General features: G+C 52.7%; 24 protein-coding genes and 1 tRNA gene. 8 read left to right on the forward strand and 17 right to left on the reverse strand.

Annotation, left to right across the window (positions count from 1 at the left end; all coding sequences use genetic code 11):
- On the reverse strand, positions 1–526 hold a 526-nt coding region (locus ACXJJC_RS04330), incomplete at its 3' end, for a molybdopterin-dependent oxidoreductase (protein ID WP_456369616.1).
- 66 nt (positions 527–592) lie between these two features.
- Positions 593–2095, reverse strand: coding sequence for a multiheme c-type cytochrome (locus tag ACXJJC_RS04335; protein ID WP_456369617.1), 1503 nt, complete (start codon positions 2093–2095; stop codon positions 593–595).
- A 137-nt stretch (positions 2096–2232) separates the two neighbouring features.
- On the opposite strand from ACXJJC_RS04335, the gene ACXJJC_RS04340 reads away from it, so the two are divergent.
- The 7 genes from ACXJJC_RS04340 (at position 2233) to ACXJJC_RS04370 (ending at position 10011) form a co-directional block, all read left to right on the forward strand.
- Complete coding sequence (locus ACXJJC_RS04340) at positions 2233–2871, forward strand: BlaI/MecI/CopY family transcriptional regulator (protein WP_456369618.1); 639 nt, start codon at positions 2233–2235, stop codon at positions 2869–2871.
- Between the two features lie 66 nt (positions 2872–2937).
- The gene (locus tag ACXJJC_RS04345) at positions 2938–4434 is read left to right on the forward strand and encodes a 2-isopropylmalate synthase (protein WP_456369619.1); all 1497 of its coding nucleotides are present in this window, start codon (positions 2938–2940) and stop codon (positions 4432–4434) included.
- Positions 4431–5183 carry a TatD family hydrolase gene (locus ACXJJC_RS04350; protein WP_456369620.1) on the forward strand — a complete coding sequence of 251 codons (753 nt, stop codon included), beginning with the start codon at positions 4431–4433 and terminating at the stop codon, positions 5181–5183. The genes ACXJJC_RS04345 and ACXJJC_RS04350 overlap by 4 nt, the downstream gene beginning before the upstream one ends.
- Before the next feature lie 20 nt (positions 5184–5203).
- On the forward strand, positions 5204–5710 hold the full coding sequence (locus ACXJJC_RS04355) for a TIGR00288 family NYN domain-containing protein (RefSeq protein WP_456369641.1): 507 nt from the start codon (positions 5204–5206) through the stop codon (positions 5708–5710).
- Complete coding sequence (locus ACXJJC_RS04360; RefSeq protein WP_456369621.1) at positions 5694–6611, forward strand: ATP-grasp domain-containing protein; 918 nt, start codon at positions 5694–5696, stop codon at positions 6609–6611. The genes ACXJJC_RS04355 and ACXJJC_RS04360 overlap by 17 nt, the downstream gene beginning before the upstream one ends.
- 14 nt (positions 6612–6625) lie before the next feature.
- Positions 6626–8188 (forward strand): lysylphosphatidylglycerol synthase domain-containing protein, encoded by a 1563-nt coding sequence (locus tag ACXJJC_RS04365; protein ID WP_456369622.1) that lies wholly within the window; start codon positions 6626–6628, stop codon positions 8186–8188.
- On the forward strand, positions 8185–10011 hold the full coding sequence (locus tag ACXJJC_RS04370; RefSeq protein ID WP_456369623.1) for a DUF2298 domain-containing protein: 1827 nt from the start codon (positions 8185–8187) through the stop codon (positions 10009–10011). The genes ACXJJC_RS04365 and ACXJJC_RS04370 overlap by 4 nt, the downstream gene beginning before the upstream one ends.
- Here the strand turns inward: ACXJJC_RS04370 and ACXJJC_RS04375 are convergent.
- The 14 genes from ACXJJC_RS04375 to ACXJJC_RS04440 form a co-directional block, all read right to left on the reverse strand.
- Complete coding sequence (locus ACXJJC_RS04375) at positions 9998–11425, reverse strand: radical SAM protein (RefSeq protein WP_456369624.1); 1428 nt, start codon at positions 11423–11425, stop codon at positions 9998–10000. The genes ACXJJC_RS04370 and ACXJJC_RS04375 overlap by 14 nt on opposite strands.
- The gene (gene ilvN, locus ACXJJC_RS04380; protein ID WP_456369625.1) at positions 11422–11907 is read right to left on the reverse strand and encodes an acetolactate synthase small subunit; all 486 of its coding nucleotides are present in this window, start codon (positions 11905–11907) and stop codon (positions 11422–11424) included. Before ilvN ends, ACXJJC_RS04375 begins: the two co-directional genes overlap by 4 nt.
- A 3-nt stretch (positions 11908–11910) precedes the next feature.
- Entirely contained in the window at positions 11911–13575 is a 1665-nt protein-coding gene (locus tag ACXJJC_RS04385) for an acetolactate synthase large subunit (protein WP_456369626.1), read from the reverse strand.
- 170 nt (positions 13576–13745) lie between these two features.
- Positions 13746–15434 carry a Na(+)/H(+) antiporter subunit D gene (locus ACXJJC_RS04390; protein WP_456369627.1) on the reverse strand — a complete coding sequence of 563 codons (1689 nt, stop codon included), beginning with the start codon at positions 15432–15434 and terminating at the stop codon, positions 13746–13748.
- A gap of 5 nt (positions 15435–15439) precedes the next feature.
- Entirely contained in the window at positions 15440–15679 is a 240-nt protein-coding gene (locus ACXJJC_RS04395; RefSeq protein WP_456369628.1) for a hypothetical protein, read from the reverse strand.
- On the reverse strand, positions 15676–17148 hold the full coding sequence (locus ACXJJC_RS04400) for a monovalent cation/H+ antiporter subunit D family protein (RefSeq protein ID WP_456369629.1): 1473 nt from the start codon (positions 17146–17148) through the stop codon (positions 15676–15678). The genes ACXJJC_RS04395 and ACXJJC_RS04400 overlap by 4 nt, the downstream gene beginning before the upstream one ends.
- Positions 17145–18632 (reverse strand): monovalent cation/H+ antiporter subunit D family protein, encoded by a 1488-nt coding sequence (locus ACXJJC_RS04405; protein ID WP_456369630.1) that lies wholly within the window; start codon positions 18630–18632, stop codon positions 17145–17147. Before ACXJJC_RS04405 ends, ACXJJC_RS04400 begins: the two co-directional genes overlap by 4 nt.
- Positions 18629–19030: a sodium:proton antiporter gene (locus ACXJJC_RS04410; protein WP_048093523.1), complete on the reverse strand. Its 402-nt coding sequence runs from the start codon at positions 19028–19030 to the stop codon at positions 18629–18631. Before ACXJJC_RS04410 ends, ACXJJC_RS04405 begins: the two co-directional genes overlap by 4 nt.
- The gene (locus tag ACXJJC_RS04415) at positions 19017–19475 is read right to left on the reverse strand and encodes an MnhB domain-containing protein (RefSeq protein ID WP_148305898.1); all 459 of its coding nucleotides are present in this window, start codon (positions 19473–19475) and stop codon (positions 19017–19019) included. The genes ACXJJC_RS04410 and ACXJJC_RS04415 overlap by 14 nt, the downstream gene beginning before the upstream one ends.
- Positions 19468–20274 (reverse strand): hydrogen gas-evolving membrane-bound hydrogenase subunit E, encoded by an 807-nt coding sequence (gene mbhE / locus ACXJJC_RS04420; RefSeq protein ID WP_193808356.1) that lies wholly within the window; start codon positions 20272–20274, stop codon positions 19468–19470. Before mbhE ends, ACXJJC_RS04415 begins: the two co-directional genes overlap by 8 nt.
- On the reverse strand, positions 20258–20806 hold the full coding sequence (locus ACXJJC_RS04425) for a Na+/H+ antiporter subunit E (protein ID WP_148305899.1): 549 nt from the start codon (positions 20804–20806) through the stop codon (positions 20258–20260). Before ACXJJC_RS04425 ends, mbhE begins: the two co-directional genes overlap by 17 nt.
- The gene (gene mnhG / locus ACXJJC_RS04430; RefSeq protein ID WP_048090847.1) at positions 20803–21114 is read right to left on the reverse strand and encodes a monovalent cation/H(+) antiporter subunit G; all 312 of its coding nucleotides are present in this window, start codon (positions 21112–21114) and stop codon (positions 20803–20805) included. Before mnhG ends, ACXJJC_RS04425 begins: the two co-directional genes overlap by 4 nt.
- On the reverse strand, positions 21096–21377 hold the full coding sequence (locus ACXJJC_RS04435; protein WP_048090849.1) for an MrpF/PhaF family protein: 282 nt from the start codon (positions 21375–21377) through the stop codon (positions 21096–21098). Before ACXJJC_RS04435 ends, mnhG begins: the two co-directional genes overlap by 19 nt.
- Positions 21378–21482: 105 nt before the next feature.
- A tRNA-Arg gene (locus ACXJJC_RS04440) sits at positions 21483–21557 on the reverse strand.
- 105 nt (positions 21558–21662) lie between these two features.
- Between ACXJJC_RS04440 and ACXJJC_RS04445 the strand changes: the two genes are divergently transcribed.
- On the forward strand, positions 21663–22490 hold the full coding sequence (locus ACXJJC_RS04445; protein WP_456369631.1) for a hypothetical protein: 828 nt from the start codon (positions 21663–21665) through the stop codon (positions 22488–22490).
- Here the strand turns inward: ACXJJC_RS04445 and purB are convergent.
- Positions 22487–23839, reverse strand: coding sequence for an adenylosuccinate lyase (gene purB, locus ACXJJC_RS04450; protein ID WP_456369632.1), 1353 nt, complete (start codon positions 23837–23839; stop codon positions 22487–22489). The genes ACXJJC_RS04445 and purB overlap by 4 nt on opposite strands.
- Positions 23840–23854: the final 15 nt, after the last annotated feature.

Below are 23854 nucleotides of genomic sequence, written 5' to 3' on the forward strand. Positions count from 1 at the left end.
TGTATCCGTGCAGCACGCTCCAGCCGAACATGCTCGCCAGCCTTATCGCAGCCCCCTTGTGCACGTAGCCCGTTCCGGGAACCTGAATCGAGAGCGCTATGCTCTCGGGACCGTACTTCTTCATCACCTCAACCAGCTTCTCTGCTGCATAGTCGAGAGCCTCGTCCCAGCTCACGGCCTTGAACTTACCCTCTCCTCTCTTGCCAACCCTTATGAGCGGTTTCTTCAGCCTGTCTGGTCCGTAGATCAGGTTGACCATCGACTGTCCCTTCAGGCACCCCCTCGGGTTGTAGTCCGGCTCCGGGTAATCGGCGGCCTGGATAAGCGATGTTATCCTTCCCCTGTATACCATCGCGTGATACGCACAAGCGCCCGTGCAGTTCGGAGAGCAGGTGGACCTGACCAGCTTTATTTCGTCACTTCCAGAGCTCTGGGAAGATGCTACCTGGAAGTACCTGCTCGCAACCCCTGCAGAAATCGCTCCGAAGGCGCACAGCTTGACAAAATCCCTTCTCGTTACGTTCATAATCCACCCCCTTCAACACATATACACATGTTCACACACCACCCACAAAAAAATTTGGACGTAATTTCAACCACCTCTCCTTTTTGACCAGTACACCACCGCGCTCAGGGCAAAAAGCGCCGACACGGATGACAGTCCAGGAGATTTTTCAGTCTGTTCTGTCCGAGTTTCTGGCGTTGGCGTCCCTTTCGCGTTTTCCTCATTACTCCGCTCTGCAAGCGCCTTAACATCCTCAATCTTCTTCTGTGTGTCGTACCATGCTATCATCCTGCCGTACTTGTCCATGACCGTGTCAACGATACCGCTCCAGTGGGCAAAGTCGTAACCCATCATCGAGGCACCCATCTTCCATCTCCTGCCATCGTGGTGCCAGATGTAGTACCACATGAGTTCAGGATACTCGTCCAGCGGGTTGCTCTTGTCTGCAAGCCCCTCGTCGTAGATTTTCTGCAGGAATTCCTTTGCCGACTTGGCAACTACATTGTAGTCCTGAACCGACTGATCAAATTCCACAAAGTATCTGTCAACCCATGAAGGTGAGTGGCACCCTCTGCATACCTTCTTCATCTCCTCCCTGTTCTGACTGGCCTTTTCCCCGTCCGGCTTGGCCTTGCCCACAGGCACGAGATTGGACGGATACCACTGAGGAGTGCTTATTGCAGGCTGCAGTTCCCAGTAGAGCCTCTCTCCAACGTCGTGGGTCGTTCTGGCTCCATTGAACCCACTCATGTGGCAGACCGCACATGTCGGTGCAGGAGTGTTCTCGGGCGTTAATCTCTCCTCTTTCAGGAAGCTGTGGTTCTCGAGGCTGTAGTAAATATTTCCGTGCTTGCTCTCCTCATATATCTCAATCTGCGGGTGGTCAGGACCGAGATGGCACTGCCCACACGTTTCAGGCTTTCTCGCCTCAGCCCTGTCAAATTTGTGCCTTGTGTGGCATGCGGAACAGCTCCCCAGACTGCCGTCGGGGTTCATCCTGCCAATGCCGTTGTTGGGCCATCCCTTGACAATCTTTCCGTCCTTGACAATCACAGCACTGCCATGACAGCCCTCACAGTTCAGCGTGTTCTTGTAGCCATCAATCTCGTCGAGAAGTCCCACCCTGTCGAGAATGCCAGATGCTGGGAAAAGGGCTGAGACCGTGTTGCCCATGTGTTCGTATGGGTCCTCTGCAAGAAAGACGTCGTTCGTAGGAGCCTCGCCTTCCTTAACAAGGCCCTTTGAGATAACATCCCTGTACCATAGCTTGTAGGGGCCTATGAGTGCAGTCCAGGCGTGTTTGCTCCTCATGAACTCCTCGTACTCCTTCGGGTGGCACTTCTGGCAGTGCAGTGGTGAGACAACAGGGGTTATTCTGTAGCCATTGTGGTTAATAACGCTTGGATCGTTTATACCCTTAATCTCACCGTGACAGTCCAGGCATGTAACTCCTGCCTTTGCCATTGCAGAATCCTCGTACTGGCTGACTATTCCAGGAGTTACGGATTTGTGGCAGCCAATACAGGGCTCTTCTGCCACTGAAGGGTGTACGGCTGCCAAAGCCACAAACACCAGCAACAGCACTGGCACCCTTGGATTAACACCCCTCATACAAGAGCAGTGTTGTACCGAGAATTTAAAAAATTTCCGATTTTGAAGTTAATTAACCGTGTCACGACGTAAAAACACGAAAAATATTTATATATCCACCAGCCTATTGAAATCCCGTGTCATGGTCACTTACAGATAAAGAGCTGAAAATCATATCAATTTTGAAAAACGGAAAAAAGATGAGTGCGAGAGAAATCAAAAAGACCATGGAAAGCGAGGGGATCAAGGTCCCCTACACCACGGTGTCATCGGCACTCGAGAAACTGTATTCCGAGGGAATCCTGGAGAGAGAGGAGGTCAGATCAAGAGGGAGGTACGGAAAGAAGTACATCTACCACCTGAACGAGAAGATACTGACCATGGACGCTTCTGACCCCCTGTCAGAGGTTATAAAGAACGTGTTCACTCAGGCAAGCGTAATACACTCGAACGACTCCGTCGCATTCATAGACAAGCACGGAGTTGTAACGTTTCTCTACGGTAACGGGCATGTGATTAACGACAGCGGAGTAATTGGGAAACACGTGGAGGAGCTCCACTCGAGAGTTACGGCAAAGTTCATCAGACACATATTTGAGGAGATGAGGAACAGGAAAAGGTCTGTTTTCAGGAGAAACCTGACATACGAGGGCAGAGATTACGAGAAGCTATACTGTGCCGTATGGTCCTCAGACGACGAGTTTCTCGGAGTCCTCGTGATAACCAGACCTGCCGACGAGGAAAGGAGGGTTCCAAAGGACGTCATCTACCCGTGAACTTAACGTTCAGGTCGGATTTTGACATAACCATAAATTTTTATTTAGAAGGCCGGTTGTGGGAGTATGCGAACTGTGAAAGTCTTTGACACAACGCTCAGAGACGGGGAGCAGACTCCCGGAATATCATTCCCGCTGAACTATAAAATCCAGATTGCCAAGCAGCTTGATAAGCTCGGAGTTGACGTTATTGAAGCAGGATTTCCTGCAGCCACCCAGGGTGAGTTTGACGCTGTCAAGGAGATTGCCGGCCTCGGTCTGAAATCCAGGGTGTGCGGCCTCGCGAGGCTTGTTAGGGAGGACATCGACAGGGCAATTCAGGCTGATGCTGACATGGTTCACATTTTCATCTCAACCTCAAAGATACAGATCGAACACACGGTTAAAAAAAGCAGAGAAGAGATAGTCGAAATGGCGGTCGAGGGAGTGGAGTACATTAAGTCCCACGGAGTGGAGTGCATGTTCTCGGCCATGGATGCTACGAGGACCGAGATAGACTACCTGAAGACCATCTACAAGGCTGTTGAGGAGGCCGGAGTCGACATAGTGAATGTGCCCGACACCGTGGGTGTGGCGACGCCATTCACGATGTACGAGCTCGTAAGCGAGCTCAGAAAGGTCCTGAAGGTGCCGATTGACGTGCACTGCCACAACGATTTTGGTTTGGCCGTTGCCAACACCTACGCGGCGGTCAAGGCGGGAGCTGACGAGGTGCAGGTGACCGTCAACGGCATCGGTGAGAGGGCGGGAAACGCGAGCCTTGCAGAGGTCGTTATGCTCATAACGGCTGTCGAAGGTCTGAAAACCAACATAAGGACGGAATACCTTGTGGAGACCGCGAGGCTCGTCGAGAGGCTCTCTGGAATAAAGCTCCCACCCAACACGCCAATAGTTGGAGAGAACGCCTTCAGCCACGAGAGCGGGATACACGCCCATGGCGTACTGAGCGACGCCAAAACATTCGAGCCCGGGCTGATAACACCGGAGATGGTGGGGCACAGGAGAAGGATTGTAATAGGAAAGCATGCGGGAAGGCACCAGATAAAGAAGATGCTCGAGGACGCAGGTTATGCCGTAAGCGAGGACGTGCTCACGAAGATAGTCGAGAAGGTGAAGGAGCTCGGAGACAAGGGCAAGAAGGTAACGGACCTGGATGTCATAACGCTCGCAGAGGTGCTGATGGGCGAGGTCAGGAAAGAGGAGAGGGCAATAATTCTGGACGAGGCGACCGTGCTTACGGGGAACAGAATAACGCCAACCGCCGTTATTAACGCTGAGGTGGACGGGAGGAAAAAGGTTACCTCCGCGATAGGAGTGGGGCCCGTGGATGCAGCACTTAAGGCCGTTGCTGAGCTCGTCGGCAAGAGCATAAGGATCACGGAGTTCAGGATGGATGCCATAACAGGTGGGAGCGATGCTCTGGCTGAGGTTTACGTAACCGTTGAGGATGAGGACGGCAGGAGCTTCACGGCGAGGGGTGCTGGTGCGGACATCGTCATGGCCACCATAGATGCGGTTATAAACGCGGTAAACTACCTGATGAAGATGAGGAAGAGCAGATGATGGAACTCGCGGATGTGCACTGTCACCTAAACTTCGACAGCTTCAACAGGGACAGGCGGGAGGTCCTGCAGAGAGCGCTGGTTTCGGGAGTCGTGTTCATTGTGGACTCCGGATTTGACTTTCCGTCAAACGAGAGGTCGCTGAGGATTTCCGGGGAGTACCCCGATGCCGTGCACTCGACCCTCGGCTTCTCGCCCAACAGGATTGGCAAGTCGGACCCGAGGTACGTGGTGAGTCAGATTCTGGAGAACCGGGAAAGGATAATAGGCATAGGTGAGGTTGGTCTCGACCTGAAAAAGGCAAAAGCGAGCTACAGCGAACAGAAAGACGTTTTTCTCACCTTCGTTGACCTCGCAGAGGAGCTCGACCTGCCACTGATAATACACGCGAGGAAGGCTGAGGAGAGGGCCTTCGACCTGATAAAAAGCAGAGACGTTGTCGCTGTTTTCCACTGCTACACCGGCAGCGAGAGCCTCGTACCGAGGATCGTGGATTCGGGACACTATGTATCCCTGTCAACCCTGGTGTGCTTTTCAGAAAACGTCAGGAAAATAGCAGAAATTGTGGACGAGGGCCACCTTCTGCTTGAGACCGACAGTCCGTTCTTGTCCCCCATAAAGGGCAGAAACGAGCCGGCCAACGTAAGAATGGCATACGAGACCGTTGCCGAGGTAAAGGGGATGGAGGTTGATGAGCTATCCATCAAGCTTATAAAAAATGCAAGAGAAGTTTTTGATGTAGATATCTGATTGCAGCTTTGGTGGTGATCATGCCGATAAAGCCAACCATAAACGTTTCAAAGATACAGAAGTTCAAGAAGGTTCTCTCGTCGAGAAAGGAGGACAAGAAGAAGATAGGAGTGCTCGTCGATGGTCCGAACATGCTCAGGAAGGAGTTCAACCTCAACCTGAAGGAGATCAGGGAGATCCTGTGCGAGTACGGTGACATAAAGATCGCCAAGGTCTTCCTGAACCAGTACGCAGGGGACAAGCTGGTCGAGGCGATAGAGAACCAGGGATTCGAGCCCGTGATCACGTCAGGAGACGTTGATGTCAGAATGGCAGTGGAGGCGATGGAGATAGTGTACAACGACAGCATTGACGTTCTCGCCCTCGTTACGAGGGATGCGGACTTCAAGGCCGTGCTCAAGAAGGCCATGGAGGTGGGTAAGGAGACGATAATCATAGGAGCCGAACCCGGATTTTCCACGGCCCTCAAAAACTCAGCAGACGTTGCGATCGTGCTCAACGAAGAGGACTATGACGAAGAAAAATAGGCTGTTCGTATACGAGCACGGAACCTGCCAGGAAAGGCTCCCGAGCAGCATCGCAGTCGAGGGGCTTGCGATGTTCAGGAGCATGCTTGAGTTTTCAAAGTACTACGAGCTCGTATCCTACGTCAGACCGGAGTTTTCGGGATTCTTTCAATTTCCCTCGAACCTCTCGTTCTCAGAATGCCTCGAGAATGCGGACGCAGCCCTGATAGTTGCCCCCGAAAACGACCACACCCTCCTGAAGCTCACGAAGATCGTGGAGAGGTCTGGAGTGGAAAACCTCGGATCGTCGAGCAGGGCTGTTGAGGTCACCTCAGACAAGTGGAAGACGTACAAAAAGCTAAGAGGGAAGGTGAACATGCCCGAAACGTCCCTGAGCGAGCTGTCGTGCGAGTACATCGTAAAGCCGAGAGTCTCGTGTGGAGGGGACGGAATCAGAGCTGGTGGAGATGTTCCAGACGGGTTCATAGCTCAGGAGCTCATTAAGGGAATGGCCGTGAGCGTGAGCCTCCACGTAGGCGAGGACATCACAGTCCTCAGCGTTAACGAGCAGATTCTGGACGGATTCGAATACAAAGGTGCCGTGGTACCGGCAGAAGTGGACAGGGCTGTCGTGGATGAGGCCGTAAATGCGGTCTCTGCGATAGAGGGTTTGAGGGGGTACGTGGGAGTTGACCTCGTGGTTTCAGACGTCCCATTCGTGATAGAGGTGAACGCCCGCCTCACAACTCCAGCAGTGGCATTCGAAGCCGCTTACGGAATGAGCTACGCGGACATGCACGCTAAAATCTCGACAGGACAGGATCTGGAGATCAAGCCGGTCAGCAGGGTAATGCTGACGAAGGGGAGGGAGGGCGGTTACGTAACCTACGACAGCCACTCCATAATTTTAAAAACCATCTGACAGACTTCTGCCCAATGCTTTCAGTGATAATACCGGCACACAACGAGGCATCGAGACTCGAGAGCAGTATCGAGAAGCTCGTGAGCTATCTCAGTAACAGCTTCAGTGAGTTTGAGATAATCATAGTGGAAGACGGTTCCACGGACGGTACCGATGAGATCGCGAGAAAACTTGCCGAGAAGTATGAGTGCGTCAGGCACATCCACAGTGACGAAAGGCTGGGAAAGGGCAGAGCAGTTTTTGAGGGTGTTAAAGCGGCGAGGTACGATGTGGTCATCTACATGGACGCAGACCTTTCCACGGACCTCGCTCACATAAGGGACCTGGTAAACGCAATAGAGGACGGCTGGGACATAGCGATTGGATCACGCCTCGTCAGGGGGAGTGAAACGAAAAGACCATTCGTCAGAGAGCTCCCCTCAAGGGTTTACAACATGCTCACAAGAATCATGCTCGGATCGAGCATAAGAGACCACCAGTGCGGGTTCAAGGCCTTCAGAAAGGACGTCGTGCTTGAACTCGGAAAAAAGGTTAAGGACAACCACTGGTTCTGGGACACGGAGCTCCTCGTGCTCGCCCAGAGGGAGGGGCTGAGGATCAGGGAGATACCTGTCAGGTGGGTTCACTCTGAGGAGAGCAGCGTAAACGTGCTGAAAACGTCACTGTACCTGTTCTCCAGACTCATGAGGTACTCCGAAAGGAGCTTTCTGTACTTCTCTCTCGGAGTAACTCTGATCATTTTCGCCAGCCTCATATACATCGCCAATCCGGAAAAGCTCATTTACGCATTCAGAGAAATCGACGCGGCAAAGGTGGGGCTGGCCTTCATGGTATATCCCCTCTCGTTCATCTTCAGGGGAATCAGATTCGAGCTCCTCATGAGGGACATCCGGGGCGGGGTTAGCGTGGGGTACGCGATAATGGCCACGTCGATAAGCCAGACCCTGAACGTGATCACACCGGTCAGGATAGGCGATCTCGGGAGGGCCTACGTCTACGCCAAGAAGGATGTTGCGTATCAGACGAGCTTCAGCGGGCTCGCGGCTGAGAGGATATACGACGTCATCGCAATTCTGATAATAGCTCTGGCGAGCATAGTCTTCGTCGGAATGGAGTACTTCAGCATGCTCGTTTACGCACTCGCATTCCTCGGGCTCATAATCCTCGGTGTTGTGTTCCTCTCAAGAACGAGGGGGTACGTGGCGAGGGTCATGGAAGACGCCAAGAGCCTCATCTTCTCTAAGAAGGCGCTCATGTTCATTCCGCTTTCCACGGCGATATGGATGATCGACGTGCTCGTCTGCTACATCATACTGTCATCATTCGATCCGGTTAAGATCTACATCCCCGCATTTGCCGTTGCGATGGGTAATGTGGTAAAGATCCTCCCGCTGACTCCGGGAGGGGTTGGGACGTACGAGGCTACACTCACGCTGATCCTGTCCTCGGCAATCTCCAGCGACAGGGCACTGGCAGTGGCAATAGCCGATCACGCCGTGAAGAATCTTTCCACCCTGGTTCTCGGGCTGATCTCGTCTCTGAAGCTCGGAATAAGTCTGAAGGAGATGAGATCATGACCGTGGGCATACTTGTGCTGGTAGGTGCACTCGTCCTGTTCTCGAACACCTTCCGGGACTACCACATATCCAAGCTCCTCTCGATTGTCCTCCTCGCGTTTTTCTCCTACGTTTTTGCCCACTTCATGAGCTTTTCAGCAGCGTTCACGATTTCTCTCGTGATCCTGCTGGCTTACACGTTTTTCAGGGTCGGGAGAGAGTCGTTCAGAGTGGACGTGAGAAACGAGCTTGCGTTCATCATATCGTTCGCGTTTTTCCTGTTCCTTCGAAGCCTCGCTCCAGACATATTCGGCGCGGAGAAGTTCATGGACTCGGCATTCCTGAACGCTGTGCTTAACGCGGACCGCTTCCCACCTCCAGATCCTTACTTCGCCGGGAAGAGACTGGATGTCTACTACTACTTCGGCTCCGTGATTTCTGCGGTAATCGCGAAGCTCAGCCTTACCCCACCGTGGTATGCCTACAACATCGCGATGGCCTTTGTCGGGGCGATCTCGGTATCCGTACTCCACGGATTCCTCAGGGAGAGGGGGATCGGAGTTATCGGGCTCGTACCCCTTTTTGCCGGACCCCTTTATGCACTTTACGAGCTGATCTCCCACATCACCTCAGGAAACCTGCCCGGATACCTGTTCTACTGGAACTCGACCAGAATAATCCCGGACAGCACGTTTGGAAAAGTGATTACCGAGTTTCCGTACTTCAGCTTTATCCACGGAGATCTTCACGCCCACGTAGTCGCAATACCCCTCAAAATTCTGTTTATCGCCATCCTCTACAGGTTCTACAGGGAAAACGAGTACTCGTGGGCAATTCCGGTCATGAACTTCGCCCTGTTCGCAACCAATTCCTGGGACGCCCCGGCATTTTTCCTGCTGTCTGCAGCAATAATGCTCCACAAGGACAGGAGCTACTGGCCTCACGTTCTGGCATCTGCACTGCTCATACTCGCCTTCAAGCTCGAGATGAACACCAGTGCACCGGTTTTCCTGACGCTGGAGTTCAGCCCGCCCGTCCAGTTCGTCCTGTTCTGGGGGCTGTTCCTCGTCCTCCTTTACGCGAGATATGTCGAGGAGATAAAGGAGAGTCCGGCATACCTCCTGCTTGCCCTCCCTTCCATAGTCACTCCAGCATTTCTGTTCCTTCCGCCAGCGGCATATGCGGTTAAAAGACGTGGATTCGAGGACGTTCTCGCCGTCACTGCCATACTGTTCATTCTCGTGTGCGAGTTTGTTGCAATTGACTTCAGGATGAACACGTACTTCAAGTTCTACCTGCTGTCGTGGACACTCCTCATTCCGGCACTTTCAGAATCGCTAAAGAAAGTGTACGAGACGAGAAAGAAGGTGGCGATCGTTCTGATTGCCCTCATGCTTGTGTATCCGGCGGTCGCAACGCCAGCAAGGCACTACAAGGCAGAACTCAGCCTTGACGGTCTGAGGTTCATGGAACAGTCGCACCCCGGAGACTACCGTGCCGTGGAATGGCTGTACGGGAAAAACGCAGTCATCGTCGAGGGTGTCGAGGGGAGCTACACATACAGCGGTAGAATCGCGTCATTCACGGGAAACCAGGCGGTCATAGCGTGGCCGAACCACGAGGTTCACTGGAGGGACAGTGGAGACGAGATAGCCAGAAGAATGGCGGATGTCAGGGCGATCTACACTTCCTCCTGCGAGGTCGCGCTCGAAATAGCGAAGTCGTACAACGCGACCTACATAGTGTACGGAGACTATGAGAGAGGACTGTACGGTCCGCAGAACTTCACCTGCATGGAGAAGGTGTTCGACAGCATGGGGACCCAGATATTCAGGGTAAGGTGATTCCCGCCTTCTCCATCGAGATCTCAAACTCCCGGACGAGCCTCCTCCTTCTGTACCCCATCTCGATCCCATCCCAAGGCAGTTCCCGATCAAGAGGTATGAACCCGAGAAACCTCGTGGCTCCGGATTTCAGGATTTCCGAAGGTCTCGCGCCCCTCACAACGAGCTCTCCTACTTCCTCATCACCCCTGGAGATTATGGTCTGCACAGCAAACCTCTCAACGCTCTCGACCTCAACCTCAGCAATTCTCCTGAGTTTCGAGATCAGGTAACCCCTTTTCCTCTTCAGTTCCCTCAGATTCTCCCTGACATTCTTCTCAGGATCACCTCCATAAGGAAGCCACTGAAAAGGCGTGTGGGGCTTTGGCACGAGGGGGTTTATCGAGACGACCACTCTCCTGCCCATTTTCCTTATCCTCTCCACCATCCTGACGATCTCCTCCAGATCCTCCCGGGTCTCTCCTGGCAGCCCGAACATGAAGTACATCTTGACTCTCTCCGCACCTTCGGCAATCTCAACCGCATTTACTATATCCTCCTCAGAAATTCCCTTGTTCAGAACATCCCTGAGCCTCTCGCTCCCAGCCTCGGGTGCGAGCGTGAGGGTTTTTGTCCCGGAGAGCAGCTCTGCCATCTCCTCGTCAAACCTGTCAGCCCTCAGAGAAGATGGAGAGACGTCAAATCCCAGCTCCCTGAGACCAGAAACTATTTCCATGAACTCCGGGTGGTCAGTAGGAGACGGAGCAACCATGGCAACCTTGTCTGCAAGCTTCCTGTTCTCCTCCGCAAACTCGAGCACATCCTCAGCGCTCCTCCACCTCGCAGGCGAGTATATCTGCCTAACGACGCAGAATCTGCACCCCCTCGGGCATCCCCTGCCTATCTCAATGATTAAAGCTCTTCCGTAAGCCCCATCGCCAACAATCTCGCTCCTCATCTCGCTGTCAAGCTCGACCCTCCTCCTCCTGTAGGAGTGAGGTATCAAACCCTCCACGTCTCTGTCCTCGACAATGTCCACCACCGCGTTCTCCGCTTCGCCGACGAACAGCCTGTTGAATATTCTGGTGTACGGAAACGGATTCTGGATTATGCATGGGCCACCCGCCACGCTTCTGCCAGAAAACCCACTTTCGCGGAGGATTCGAACAGCGTTAAAGATGTCCTCTTCGTACTGAATTGAAAAAAGAGCGACATCGAAGTCCTTCAGGGGAGTGGCATTCTCCACGCTCCTGACCCCACCAAAAACGTCGCTGTAAAACCTCTCTGCAAGATAGTTTTCCGAGCGGTTCACCTCGTAGTACAGCCTCTGAATGCCTATGTTGGAGATTCCCCCAACATACCTGTTCGGATATACTACGGCAACCCTCCTCAGACCCTTCGAGTAGCGTTTAAAAAAGGGGTTGAACTCGGTCATTCCATCGACTTGCTGCCTCTCTGCATCGCAATCTTTCCAGTTCTGGCAACCTCCTTTATGCCGTACTGCCTCATCAGGTCGATGAATGCATTGACCTTGTCCTCGTCCCCGGTTATCTCCACAATGAATGAATCCCTCGAGACATCGACTATCCTCGCCCTGAATATGTTGGCTATCTCTATTATCTCCCCCCTCGTCTGGGGAGTCGTGGCAACCTTTATGAGGGCAAGCTCCCTTTCGACGGCGTTGGTTGAGACGTCGCTGACCTTTATTACCTCGATGAGCTTGTTCAGCTGCTTTGTAACCTGCTCTATAGTTCTGTCGTCACCCGCAACAACTATGGTCATCCTCGAGATCCCTTCCTTCTCCGTAACCCCGACCGCGAGGCTCTCTATGTTGAATCCCCTCCTCCTGAACAGACCCGCGACCCTCGCGAGCACTCCGGGCCTGTTCTCAACGAGCGCGGCAATCGTGTGCCTCATCAATCACACCTCCTCGTCAATAACCTCGTGCAGCGCAGCTCCAGCCGGCACCATCGGATAGACGTTTTCGAGCCTGTCAACCCTGAAGTCTATCACCACAGGAGCGTCGATCTCGAACGCCTCCTTAAGAGCGTCCTCGACCTCCGATGGCTTCTCGACGGTCATGCCCACAGCGCCAAACCCCTCGGCAATCTTTTCGAAGCTCATCTCCTTGCACCTGAGACAGGTTGCGGAGTAGCGCTCGTCATAGAACAGCTCCTGCCACTGCCTGACCATTCCGAGGAACATGTTGTTCAGAATGACGACCTTGACGTTTATCCCGTAGTCAACACACGTCGCGAGCTCCTGGATGTTCATCAGAAAGCTGCCGTCTCCGGCTATGTCAACAACTTGTTTTTCCGGAAATGCTGTCTTCGCGCCCATCGCTGCCGGAAAACCGAAACCCATCGTTCCGAGACCGCCGGACGTTATGAACTGCCTCGGCCTCTTGACCTTGAAGTACTGCGCAGCCCACATCTGATTCTGTCCGACTTCGGTGGTTATTATCGCATCCGGAGCGAGCTCCCAGATCTTCTCTATGACGTACTGGGGTTTGATCTTTTCGTCCTGCCTGTACCTCAGAGGATGGGCTTTTCTCCAGCCCTCAACCTTTTCCTCCCACTCCTTCCTCCTCCTGTAGGTTATGTGCTTTACCATCTCTCTCAAGACGAGCTTCGCGTCTCCAACAATTGGCACGTGAACGTCAACGTTCTTTCCTATCTCGGCAGGGTCTATGTCAATGTGGATTATCTTCGCGTTGGGGGCGAAGTCGGAAACCCTGCCAGTTGTCCTGTCGGAGAACCTGATACCAACGGCAATTAAAACGTCAGCCTCCTGGACCGCGTAGTTCGCGTACTTCGAGCCGTGCATTCCAACGAACCCGAGGCTGAGCGGGTGGGTTTCAGGAATCGCACCCTTGCCCATCAGACTCGTTGCAACGTAGGCCGGGATCGTCTCGGCCAGCTTTGTCAGCTCTTCGCTCGCGTTTGAAAGCACGACACCTCCTCCAGCCAGAATCACCGGTCTCTCAGCTTTAATTATCAGCTCCGCCGCTTTCTTTATCTGCCTCGGGTGCCCGGCGTACTTCGGCTTGTAGCCGGGAAGCTCTATCCTGTCAGGATAGTCGAACTCGACCTCAGCGACGGTGACATCCTTTGGAAGGTCTATGAGCACAGGCCCCGGCCTTCCGGTAGAGGCAATGTGGAAAGCTTCCTTGACTATCCTGAGGAGCTCTCCCTCGTCCGTCACGAGGTAGTTGTGCTTGGTTATTGGCATAGTTATGCCGGTTATGTCCGCCTCCTGGAATGCGTCGTTCCCGATCAGACTCCTCGCCACCTGTCCAGTCATCACGACGATGGGAGAGGAGTCCATGTAAGCCGTCGCTATCCCCGTGACCGTGTTGGTCGCTCCTGGGCCCGACGTTGCGAACGCCACACCGGTCCTTCCAGTTGCCCTTGCGTAACCGTCTGCAGCGTGCACCGCAGCCTGCTCGTGCCTGGTGAGGACGTGCCTTATCTCCGAATCGAACAGCGCATCGTAAACCTCAATTATCGCTCCTCCCGGTATGCCGAAGATGTGCTTCACACCTTCCTTCTCCAGAGCCTTGACAATGGCATCAGCACCTCTCATAAAACCACCCACCACTAATCGAAAGATTCAGTGTACTACTACAATCAAGAAAAGGTTGCAGAGCTCTGCTATTCTGCCGAACTTTTGCATTGACCCATCATTCGGGTATGAATTTAAATAGTTTTTCATGGTCTCCCGGGCAGAACCCCTCACCGCAAACAAAAAAGAGTTCATGAGGCTATGAACAGCAGAAGGTAGACCGCAAAGATCAGACTGGCTATCAGCACTCCGTAGCCTGCACTGAGCTCCCTGAGCCTCACACTCGCTATTGCTTTGAACTTCGATGTCATCTCGAGGAACCTCCTGTCCAGCTCCTTGGAGAACTCCGTGAACCTCACACTGTAGTGAATGAAGTACCTTCCAAGGATTCTGGGCAGCCAGTCCGTGTCGAGAACAATTTTCGCCTCTCCTCTGAGCTTGTCCCTCATTAGCCAGAAGGCGAAGAACGTGAATAGCAGTAGCTGGCTCATTGCCAAGACCTTTGCCGGGGCATAGGGATGGTACTCGACCGGATACGGCAGTATGGAATACAGGAGCTTGTATCCGGGATACGTTCCAAAGAATACATTCAGCAGTGCAAGTATCGCCATTCCTACAAGCATATTCTTTTGATTTTTAGCCGGTTCTACATTTGCATCACCGTAAAACCATACCTTCCATGGAAGTTTTAGGCCTACTGAAAGAAATGTTCCTACGCTCGCACCCTCGAGCAGCAGCCATACCAGAGGCAAATTAGCCTCAGCCGAAGCATACACGGTCATGTTCTTGCTCACAAATCCACTAAATAATGGGACGCCAGAAATAGAGAACGCCCCAGCCATGTAAAGCCAGAATACTGCCGGCATATATCTATAGAGGCCCCCAAGATCAGTCAATCTACTCCTCCCGGTTGCATGAAGAACCGCACCCATTCCCATGAATAACAAAGCTTTGTACAGGATGTGCGTGAAGGCATGAGACGTCGCGCCGTTTATTGCCATTGCTGTGCCTATTCCCACCCCCGCGACCATGTATCCGACCTGGTAGACGATGTGGTAAGACAGCAATCTCCTGCCATCATTCTCCAGGACGGCGAAGATGACTCCGTACATGGCCATTATTGCGCCAAGCCACATCAGAATTTCTTCTCCTGCAAACCCCCTTGCGAGGGTGTAAACGGCGGTCTTTGTCGTGAAGGCCGTGAGATACACCGCTCCTGTAACCGTCGCTTCAGGATAGGCATCCGGCAACCAGGCGTGCAGTGGTGGGACCGCAGCGTTTATGATGAATCCAAGCAGCATGAGGTAGTATGCGTAACCGATGGATGGGTCAAATTGGTTGAATGCTATGCTTCCGGTCTGGAAGACATACATTACGATACCTGCAAGCAGGCACAGACCGCCAAAGAGGTGCCAGAGGGCATATCTGAACCCGGCACTCTCTGCACTCTTAGTCCTTCTGAACCAGATCAGGAACAGGGACGCAAGGGCCATTATCTCCCAGAAGACGTAGAGGGTGAAGACGTCACCTGCAAAAACCGCTCCGAGAGCGCTGCCGACGTACATCATCGCCGAAAAATGCTCGCGTCTGTCGGCATGAAGGGCATAGACGTTCATTGCTATTGCAGCGAGGGAGAAAACATACGCAAAAACCATCGCAAGCCTGTCCACTCTTGCAAGGACAAGCTCGTAGTCGAGGAAGTGCAGCTTCAGTGCTGTGAACGGGATTTCTCCAAAGTAACCGAGGGATGTTAGCAGGAGTATGGACAGGGATGAAAGAGGGAGCAGAATGAACAGAATCTGCTCAGCTCTCCTCGACCTGATGAATGGAATCAGGAGGGCTCCAAGAATTATGACAATACCGGGGTGAATCCAGGTCATTCATCTCACCTTCCCAATCTTTCGTAGTAGTCCTCGTCCCTCATTATGAACCTGCCAATGGACTTTGACACGACAACGAGCAGAATGCACATGATTAAGCCGTAGGCTGCGCTGAACGCCGGAATTTCCCATGAGAAGTGATGCTCTGGATGGGCAGCGAAGTAGTATGCGATATCTGCAGTGATCAGGAGTGCTGCAATGGCGTACAGGTACTTCATCCACCTTTCTGCATCAAGCTCAATCATATTCCACCACCCCAGACGTCATTTACCGCTATTCTCGCCAGCTCGAAAACGTTCAGAATGTCGGGATTCAGGAAGAGGATTATCGAAAATGCCGCGGTCAGGGCGAGTGGCACCACCATGTACAGGTGGTACAGCCTGCCCCTCTCGTCGAACTCTCCGTCTGGCTTCCTGAAGAAGGCATTCCTGATGATCGGGAAGAAATAAACCACATCGAGGAGCGATGCTGCCAGAATGGCTGCGAGGGCAATCAGGTTGTTGGCACTTATGGTGCCGAGAGCTATGTACCACTTGCTTATGAACCCCGCCACAGGGGGAAGACCGCTCATTCCGAAAGCACCGATTGAGAATGCTGCAAATGTTACAGGCATTGCCCTCCCAAGCCCGTCAAGCTGACTCACCCTGTCCTTACCGGAAATCACTGCTATTGCCCCGGCACACAGGAAGAGCGTTATCTTCATGTAGCCATGGAATGGAATGTGCATTATAGCTCCTGCAAAGGCCAGAGGGTTCAGCATTGCTGCTCCCACTAAGATGAAGGAGAGCTGGTTTATTGTGGAATATGCTATCCTCCTCTTCAGGTTATCCTCTCCAATCGCCAGAATGTTAGCCACAATCATCGTGAATCCTGCTATGATGGCGAGAATCGCACCAAGGTTTAGACTGGAGGCGAGATCGGGGCCGTAGATGTAGTAGACGACCCTTATCACTCCGAACACTCCCGCCTTAACAACCGCGACAGCATGCAGCAACGCCGAGACGGGGGTTGGGGCAACCATCGCCGTTGGGAGCCAGGAGTGCAGGGGCATGTATGCAGCCTTGACGAAACCGAGGAGGTAGATTATGAAGAGTATTCTCAAAATCTCCGCAGGCCCGTTGATGAAGCCCCCTGCCTGAAAGTCAGTTGTTCCGGTGAGCCAGTAGGTTATGGCAAGTGCAACGAGGAGCGCGGCTCCAGAAGGTAAGAGGTAGGCGAGGTACCTCCTTCCACCGGATATTGCCTCGGGTGTTTCTTCATGGGCAACAAGCGGGTAGGTGCAGATTGTCAGGAGTTCGTAGAAGATGTAGAATGTGAGCAGGTTTTTTGAAAAAGCGATACCAAAGGCCGAAAATATCGCAACGGCGAAGCTGAAGTAAAACCTCGTCTGAGCGTGCTCGTTTAAGGCACGCATGTAGCCGATTGAGTATATCGAGACCAGAATCCACAGCGAGGATGAGGTTATGGCGAATATCATACCGAAAGCGTCAACCCTGAAGGCAAAGTCAAGTCCCGGAGCGATGTAGAAGAGCGTAACTTCGACCGGAGCCTGCATAACCTCCTTAGACAGCGGGACTATGGCGAGGAAGCTCACGACGGAAGCGAGGATTGTAACGCTCTCCCTCAGATTTGGATATCTGCCGGTGAGCAGTATCAGAAGTGAAGCGATACCGGGGGACAGCAGAGCAATCAGCACAAGCGCCTCAGCGCTCATGGCACCACCCCTAAGGTTTTCGCAATCGTGTCGAGCATCGGCATGCCAGCACCGCTGAGCCAGAACAGTCCGAAGGCTATGGTGAGGAACGACAGGAATATGGCCGGCAGGAGCATCTCAGCCGGAAGTTCTTCTCTTTCCTGCTCATGGTGGTGGTCGCCCTTCATGTACATGGTCTCGATCACTCTCCAGAAGTAAACGAGGCTGAGAAGAGAGCTTGCAACCATGACGAAGATGTATGCTATCTGTCCTGTTTCGATGGATGCAAGGATTATGTAGAGCTTCGTTACGAAACCAACCGTCGGGGGGATTCCGATCATCGATATCGCGGCTATGGTAAACGCTGCTGCTGAGAATGGCATTTTTCTCCCAATCCCGGCGAGATCATCGATCTCTCTGAACCCGAACTTGTAGATGAAGCCGCAGGCGACCATGAAGAGCGTGGCCTTCATTATGGAATGGTTGAGGAGATGCACAACCGCAGCGCTCAACCCCCACTTTGTGTGAAGAAAGGTCATGCCAAGAACTATGTAACCGACATGGGAAATTGAAGAGTAGGCGAGCATCCTCTTCAGGCTCCTCTGCATTATTGCAAACACAGAACCCAGAATTACTGCCAGAGCGGCAATCCAGGCGATGAGAGTCCATACCTGAACGAACCTTTCCAGGAAGCTGACGGTGAAGACGGAGAAGATCACTCTTATCAGAGCATAGGCATTTATCTTGGCCATTGCCGTGGATATCAGCACCGTGACAGCGGAGGGAGAGTGTTCGTAAGCGTCAGGCTGCCAGGTGTGGAATGGAAAGAGGGCCATCTTTATTGCAAGCCCAATGAAGTAGAACACAAACGAGGCCTGCACGACCCTGTTCTCGTAAACTAAGGAGAGCAGGATCCTCGCGTCGAGCATGTTCAGGGTGCCTGTCTCCGCATAGAGAAAAGCCGTTCCGAGCAGATAGAACGAGATTCCGACAGTCCCGAGGATGAGGTAGTTGTATGATGCAACGAAAGCCTTCCTGCCGGCCATTGCTATCAGCGCATAACCCGCGAGCGAGGCTATCTCAAGGAAGACGAAGAGGTTGAAGAGGTCTCCGGTAACGGAAACGCCAACCAGTCCAGATATCATCAGCTGCCAGAGTGTGTAGAAGTACGGCCACTTGCTCTCCTCGATTTCTTTTTCCACAACTCTCCTTGCGTAGATGGTTGCGAGAAGGCTGAACACGAGGACGATGGAGAGCATGTAAACTCCGAGCTCGTCAACCACATACTCTATGCCCCACGGAGGTCTCCAGCCGCCCAGCCAGTACCTTATCAGTCCGTTTTTCAGGATGTAATTCAGCAGAATTGCGGAAAAGATCAGCTGGATGACTATAGTCGCGAGAGATATGTAATATCCGGCTCTTCTGCTGAATATTCCCGATATCAGGATCGTGAAGGATGCTAACAGGGATATCGCAACAATCAATACTGGCAGGTGTTCAATCATTCTACCATCTCCCTCAGCTCTTCTTCGTCAAGCGTTCCGAACTCTCTGTAGATGCGAATCATCAAAGCAAGAGCTAAAGCGAGCGTTGCCGCTGAAACGACAATGCCCGTCAGCACCAGAACGTGGGGGACGGGGTTGACGTACATGTAGCCGTGCTCTATTCCCTTCTCCCAGACTATCGGCGCTGTCCCGCTCTTGAGGCCGAGCGTGTTCTCAATATCTCTTCCAACATCGGCCATGGATATGAAGAGCAGGAATATGGCCGTCTGGAATATGCTCAGCCCGATTATCTTCTTCACGAGGTTGTTGTAGACTATCGCCCCATACAGACCAATCAGCATGAGCACGACAAAGCTCCAGTAGTTGTAGCGCTCAAGGAAAAGCTCAATCACGTCCATCCTCATCACCCTTCCACACGAGGTCGAAGAACAGCGAGGTGAAGCTCGCAGCCACGGTTATACCTATTCCGACCTCAATCACGTCAGCAATCAGGATCCCCCTCGCAACGGTGTGGGGTACGAACAGGCTGAGAAAGGTTGCAGAGTAGTTCAGAAACTCGGCAGAGCCAAGACTGTAGAGCACGGTGAGCACTCCGACTCCGGCGTATATGTAGAGGCCGAAGCTCTTGAAGGCCGTGTTCCAGCTTTCAGGAGCTTTCTCCCTGCCCTTCTCTGCCCCGAAGGTTATGGCGTAGAGTATGAAGGATGCGGCAAGAATGACACCGCCCTGAAATCCACCTCCTGCTCCCTCAGTTCCCGTCATGACGTAAAAGCCGTAAAGCTGGATGAACGGGAGCATGGTTCGTATGGTTGTTTTGATGACCACATTTACGTCATCACTCAAGATATCCCCTCCTCAGCAGTGCTGCAACGCTAACCGCTGCTGTGAAAATGACCACGGTTTCTCCAAGCGTATCGTAGCCTCTGTAATCTGCAAGACCTGCCGTGACCATGTTGGGCGTGTTCATCTCCTCTTCGCTCTTTTCCTCCCACCTCACCGGAATGGAGTACCTGTACACCTTCAGCTCCCCGTTCGATGATTCGATGAAGTAGAGCTTCTCCAAATTGGGGAAGAACTTCTCGTTCTTTTCAATCAGCACATCCCAGCCATGCTCTTCTTCGTTCCACACAATCCTGTAGGTCCCATCCTCAAGGGGTGGCCAGTTGCTGGCTGTGGTGTACCCGATGGACTCTATTCTGCTCCTGATCTCATCGGGAAGAACGCCATTTTCGAGCTGTGCAGAAATTCCGCTGTCTTCGAGGCTGAAAAGCTCGATCCACTTGTTTGGAGGGGATTCTGGCTCTCCAAATGGGGGCATGTCTTCAACGACGTAAATGAACAGACCAGCGAGCATGAAAACAGCCATTGCTCCAACAACCGCCTTTGAAACGTTGATTTTGCTCGTGTCAAACCTCTTTAGCCTGGTGAGACTTGCGACCATCAGGGCCGTTGATGCTCCCGCGCCAATGGCAGCTTCTGTGAAACCCACATCCACAGAGTTCATCTGGACGTAAATGCATGCCATGACGAACGTGTATGTGCCGAGGATTGCGATGGAGGCGAGTAAGTCTCTCACCATCAGTGCTGAAACCGCGGATACTATCAGGAAGATTATCAGGGCTATATCAAGCGGAACTATCATGCTGACCCTCCATAAAGACATGGGCTATCTTGTTCTGCATCGTCTGCTCGACCAAGAGTGGTTCAGCCAGTTTCCTGTCTATGGCATGAACCACAAATTTCCCCTTCTCCGGCTCAACCAGTATGGTTATCGTTCCGGGAGTCAGGGTTATGGAGTTCGCCATGAATGTCAGAGCGAGATCTCCCCTCAACGGGGTTTCGAATTCAACAACCACTGGGTCAAGGGGCATTTTCGGGTGTATTGCTCTCCATGCAACATCAAGGTTGGCGAGGACAATCTGCCAGAGCTCCCAGGCTATGTATGGTATTGCCCTCAGGAATTTCACGTGCCACTTTCTGCTCAGGTCAAATATAACGTTCCTCGACAGGTATGTGGTGATGAGGGCCGCAGCTATGCCCTGGGAGATGTGAATCGCATTGAAGTGGCCCGGAGCGTCGGGTGAGATGGCCCAGGCTGACAGCAGAACCCAGAATACGAACATCGTCACGAAAGTGAGTATCAGAGATATTTTCCTGTCCAGATTCTCGCTCATTGAGACTCCTCCTTCTTCCACATCTTGACCCCTGTGAGGTACGCTGCCCTGATCAGCGCGTGAGTGCCCACGGGATTAGCGAGCAGTATGAAGAACGACAGGAAGAGCAGCTTGACCGAGAGGAAAGAGAAACCCTCATAGACCATGAAGCCCAGAATTATGAGCACCTCTCCGAGAGTATCGCACTTACCTGCCGCATGCAATCTCGTGTAGAAGTCCGGAAATCGAATGATGCCGAGGGCTCCGGCTATCATGAAGAATACGCCGGAGAACATGAGCAAGGCTGAGACTACGTGTAGGGCTTCCATAACTCTCCCCTTTCAATATACTTGGCAACTATCAGTGTACCAACAAAGTTCAGCATAGCATAGGTCAGAGGGATGTCAACGAAAATCGGCCTTTCAAAGAGGTAGCCGATGACAACCAGAAGCACCACGACCTTCGTGCCTATGACGCTGGTGGCCATCAGCCTGTCGAGGGTTGTGGGGCCTCTGAAAACCCTGTACATTGTCATGAGAATTGACACTGTAATGAGAATGCCGACAGCGAGGAAAACATCAAGCATCTCCATGGTGGATTTTAACTCCAATAATCAATATAAATAGGTTTCTAAAACCCCCGAGACACTTAACGAAGCATCAGACACCCCACACCCTCACTTTAAAAATTAATCAAGCGGACCCGCCGGGATTTGAACCCGGGATCTACGGCTTAGAAGGCCGTCGCTCTATCCAGGCTGAGCCACGGGCCCTCAGAAATGGGGCTCAATCAGGATTTATGAACTTTGTGGTGACCCCAGTGAAGTTCGGCTGCAACCCCGGAAACAGATAAAATCAGGGAGAGAGCACGAGCTCTGATGGGCGGCACAATCCTGGTGGTCGGTCTGCTGCAGCACGATTCGGGCAAAACAACAACGACGGTTGAAGTAATGAGGCACCTCAGAGATAGGGGGTTCGACGTCGGATACATCAAGCCCATTGCGGCATTCAACGCCTGGAACGATTACACTGTGCTGACGAAGAGCGTGGAGTACGGATTTCCTGTGAGCGGTGACGCCCTGAAGGTAAAATCCACGTTCAGCTTGCCGGAAGGAGTGGAGGAGATCAACCCGATATGCACGGTCATGTCACCCCTCGATCCGGAGAAGGTTGGGTGGAACATCCTGAGCGTTGAATCCGTCAGCTCCCAGCTCGCAGCCCTCAGGATTACAGATAGAGACGGCAATGTCAGAGTTTACGAAATAGAACCAGAATGGGGCAGGTTTCCCGATTTCTTCGAAGAAGTGTGGAGCGAGATAAGGAAGAAAGCTGGAACAGAACACATAGAATACACGGAGTTCGAGCGAATCGTCGAAAAGTCGCGAACGTACTGTGATTACTGGATGAGGAGAATCGTTGAATGGCATGATGCTGTGATTATCGAGTCGTCAAGCAACGTCTCAGCACCCAGCTGCAGCTCACTGGACGTAGACGCAGTCATCGCCGTGACTCCCGGAAAGGCATTCATTGTGGATGGCGAGAGATACGCAAAGGCCATAGAGGTTGCAGGTTACCTCGGCGACCCGTGGAAAATAACAACCCCTGCCGTGCTCGAACTCGTAAAGCCCGAAAAGAGCTTCAGCATCCATCCAAAAAAGATGAGTGTAGATCTGCTGAATGCGGTCGAGAACATCGTCACCGGTTAAATGCACTCATCAACCAGCTTCCTCGCCTTTTTTACGACCAGATCTATCCTCTCCCTGGCAGTTCCCAGGTAATTTTCCGGCTTTAGCAGATCCTCAATCTCTTCGGGGCTCAAATACCTGAGAATCGTGTCATCCTCAAGAAGGACATCCTTCAGCGCTCTGCTCTCCTCGTAGGCCCTCATCGCATTCCTTCTGAGTATCTCGTGAGCCTCCTGCCTCGAAACACCCTTTTTCGTCAGCGCGATCATGAGAGCTTCGCTCATGTTTATCCCGAGCTGCTTCTCCAGATTTTCCCTCGCCTTTTCAGCGTCAACCTCGAGGTTTTCCATCAGCCTTATGGTTTTCACCAGGATGTGATCCACAAGAATCGTTGCCTCGACCAGTATTATTCTCTCAGCTGACGAGTTGGTCAGGTCCCTCTCCTCCCAGAGAATTGACGACTGGTGCTGGGGCTCTACGAAACCCCTGACTACCCTCGCGAGTCCGCAGATCTGCTCGCTATCAATGGGGTTCCTCTTGTGTGGCATGGTCGAGCTCCCAACCTGCCTGCTCACGTCGAACCTCTCGAAGACCTCCTGCGTCTCGCTCCTCTGCCATAGACGGATGTTGAGGGCAAATTTCTCGAGGGTAGTTGCCAGGTTTGCGAGGAACTCCACGTACTCGCAGTAAATGTCTCTCGGAACCACCTGAGCGCTTATCTCAGCCGGTTTAAGGTTGAGGTACCTCATAACCCTCCTTTCAATTTCAAGGCCCTCCTTCCCAAAAGATGCCTGAGTGCCAACTGCCCCACTCATCTGACCGACGAGCAACCTTTTTTTGAGTTCCTGGAGTCTATCGAAGTGCCTCATAATTTCCGAAAGCCAGAGAGCAAACCTGAACCCGTAAGTAACCGGAAGCGCGGCCTGGCCGTGTGTCCTGCCCAGGCATATCGTATCCCTGTGTTCCTCAGCCTTCTCTGCGAGAATCCCGACCAGTCTCACGAGTCTCGCTTCCAGCACCTTCAGGCTGTCCCTCAGCTGGGTCGCAACTGCGGTGTCGATTATGTCATTTGACGTGGCGCCGAAGTGGACCCATCTGCCGGCACTCCCGGCAACCTCGGTTATTGCCCTAACAAGGCTCATCACGTCGTGCTTTATCTCAGCCTCGATTTCCCTCACCCTCTCAGGAGACACCCTCCGGGCCCTTTTTCTCGCTGTCTCGTACTCTTCCCTGCTGAAGTATCCCAGCTCGGATAGAACCCTGAGAAGAGTCAGCTCAACCCAGATCATTCTTTTGATCCTGCTGCTTTCACTCCATATCCTTTTCATCTGGTCGGTACCGTACCTGTAATCGATGGGGTGAACGATCATAACGTGACTTGGACA

It is taken from the genome of Geoglobus sp. (genome assembly GCF_054018175.1).

Bases quoted from the DNA above. Each gene is read 5' to 3' on its own strand.
- ACXJJC_RS04345 (WP_456369619.1), top strand. From the start codon at position 2,938: ATGCGAACTGTGAAAGTCTTTGACACAACGCTCAGAGACGGGGAGCAG.
- ACXJJC_RS04350 (WP_456369620.1), top strand. From the start codon at position 4,431: ATGATGGAACTCGCGGATGTGCACTGTCACCTAAACTTCGACAGCTTC.
- ACXJJC_RS04355 (WP_456369641.1), top strand. From the start codon at position 5,204: ATGCCGATAAAGCCAACCATAAACGTTTCAAAGATACAGAAGTTCAAG.
- ACXJJC_RS04360 (WP_456369621.1), top strand. From the start codon at position 5,694: ATGACGAAGAAAAATAGGCTGTTCGTATACGAGCACGGAACCTGCCAG.
- ACXJJC_RS04365 (WP_456369622.1), top strand. From the start codon at position 6,626: ATGCTTTCAGTGATAATACCGGCACACAACGAGGCATCGAGACTCGAG.
- ACXJJC_RS04370 (WP_456369623.1), top strand. From the start codon at position 8,185: ATGACCGTGGGCATACTTGTGCTGGTAGGTGCACTCGTCCTGTTCTCG.
- ACXJJC_RS04375 (WP_456369624.1), bottom strand. From the start codon at position 11,425: ATGACCGAGTTCAACCCCTTTTTTAAACGCTACTCGAAGGGTCTGAGG.
- ilvN (WP_456369625.1), bottom strand. From the start codon at position 11,907: ATGAGGCACACGATTGCCGCGCTCGTTGAGAACAGGCCCGGAGTGCTC.
- ACXJJC_RS04385 (WP_456369626.1), bottom strand. From the start codon at position 13,575: ATGAGAGGTGCTGATGCCATTGTCAAGGCTCTGGAGAAGGAAGGTGTG.
- ACXJJC_RS04390 (WP_456369627.1), bottom strand. From the start codon at position 15,434: ATGACCTGGATTCACCCCGGTATTGTCATAATTCTTGGAGCCCTCCTG.
- ACXJJC_RS04395 (WP_456369628.1), bottom strand. From the start codon at position 15,679: ATGATTGAGCTTGATGCAGAAAGGTGGATGAAGTACCTGTACGCCATT.
- ACXJJC_RS04400 (WP_456369629.1), bottom strand. From the start codon at position 17,148: ATGAGCGCTGAGGCGCTTGTGCTGATTGCTCTGCTGTCCCCCGGTATC.
- ACXJJC_RS04405 (WP_456369630.1), bottom strand. From the start codon at position 18,632: ATGATTGAACACCTGCCAGTATTGATTGTTGCGATATCCCTGTTAGCA.
- ACXJJC_RS04410 (WP_048093523.1), bottom strand. From the start codon at position 19,030: ATGGACGTGATTGAGCTTTTCCTTGAGCGCTACAACTACTGGAGCTTT.
- mbhE (WP_193808356.1), bottom strand. From the start codon at position 20,274: ATGATAGTTCCGCTTGATATAGCCCTGATAATCTTCCTGATAGTATCC.
- ACXJJC_RS04425 (WP_148305899.1), bottom strand. From the start codon at position 20,806: ATGAGCGAGAATCTGGACAGGAAAATATCTCTGATACTCACTTTCGTG.
- mnhG (WP_048090847.1), bottom strand. From the start codon at position 21,114: ATGGAAGCCCTACACGTAGTCTCAGCCTTGCTCATGTTCTCCGGCGTA.
- ACXJJC_RS04435 (WP_048090849.1), bottom strand. From the start codon at position 21,377: ATGGAGATGCTTGATGTTTTCCTCGCTGTCGGCATTCTCATTACAGTG.
- ACXJJC_RS04445 (WP_456369631.1), top strand. From the start codon at position 21,663: ATGGGCGGCACAATCCTGGTGGTCGGTCTGCTGCAGCACGATTCGGGC.
- purB (WP_456369632.1), bottom strand. From the start codon at position 23,839: ATGATCGTTCACCCCATCGATTACAGGTACGGTACCGACCAGATGAAA.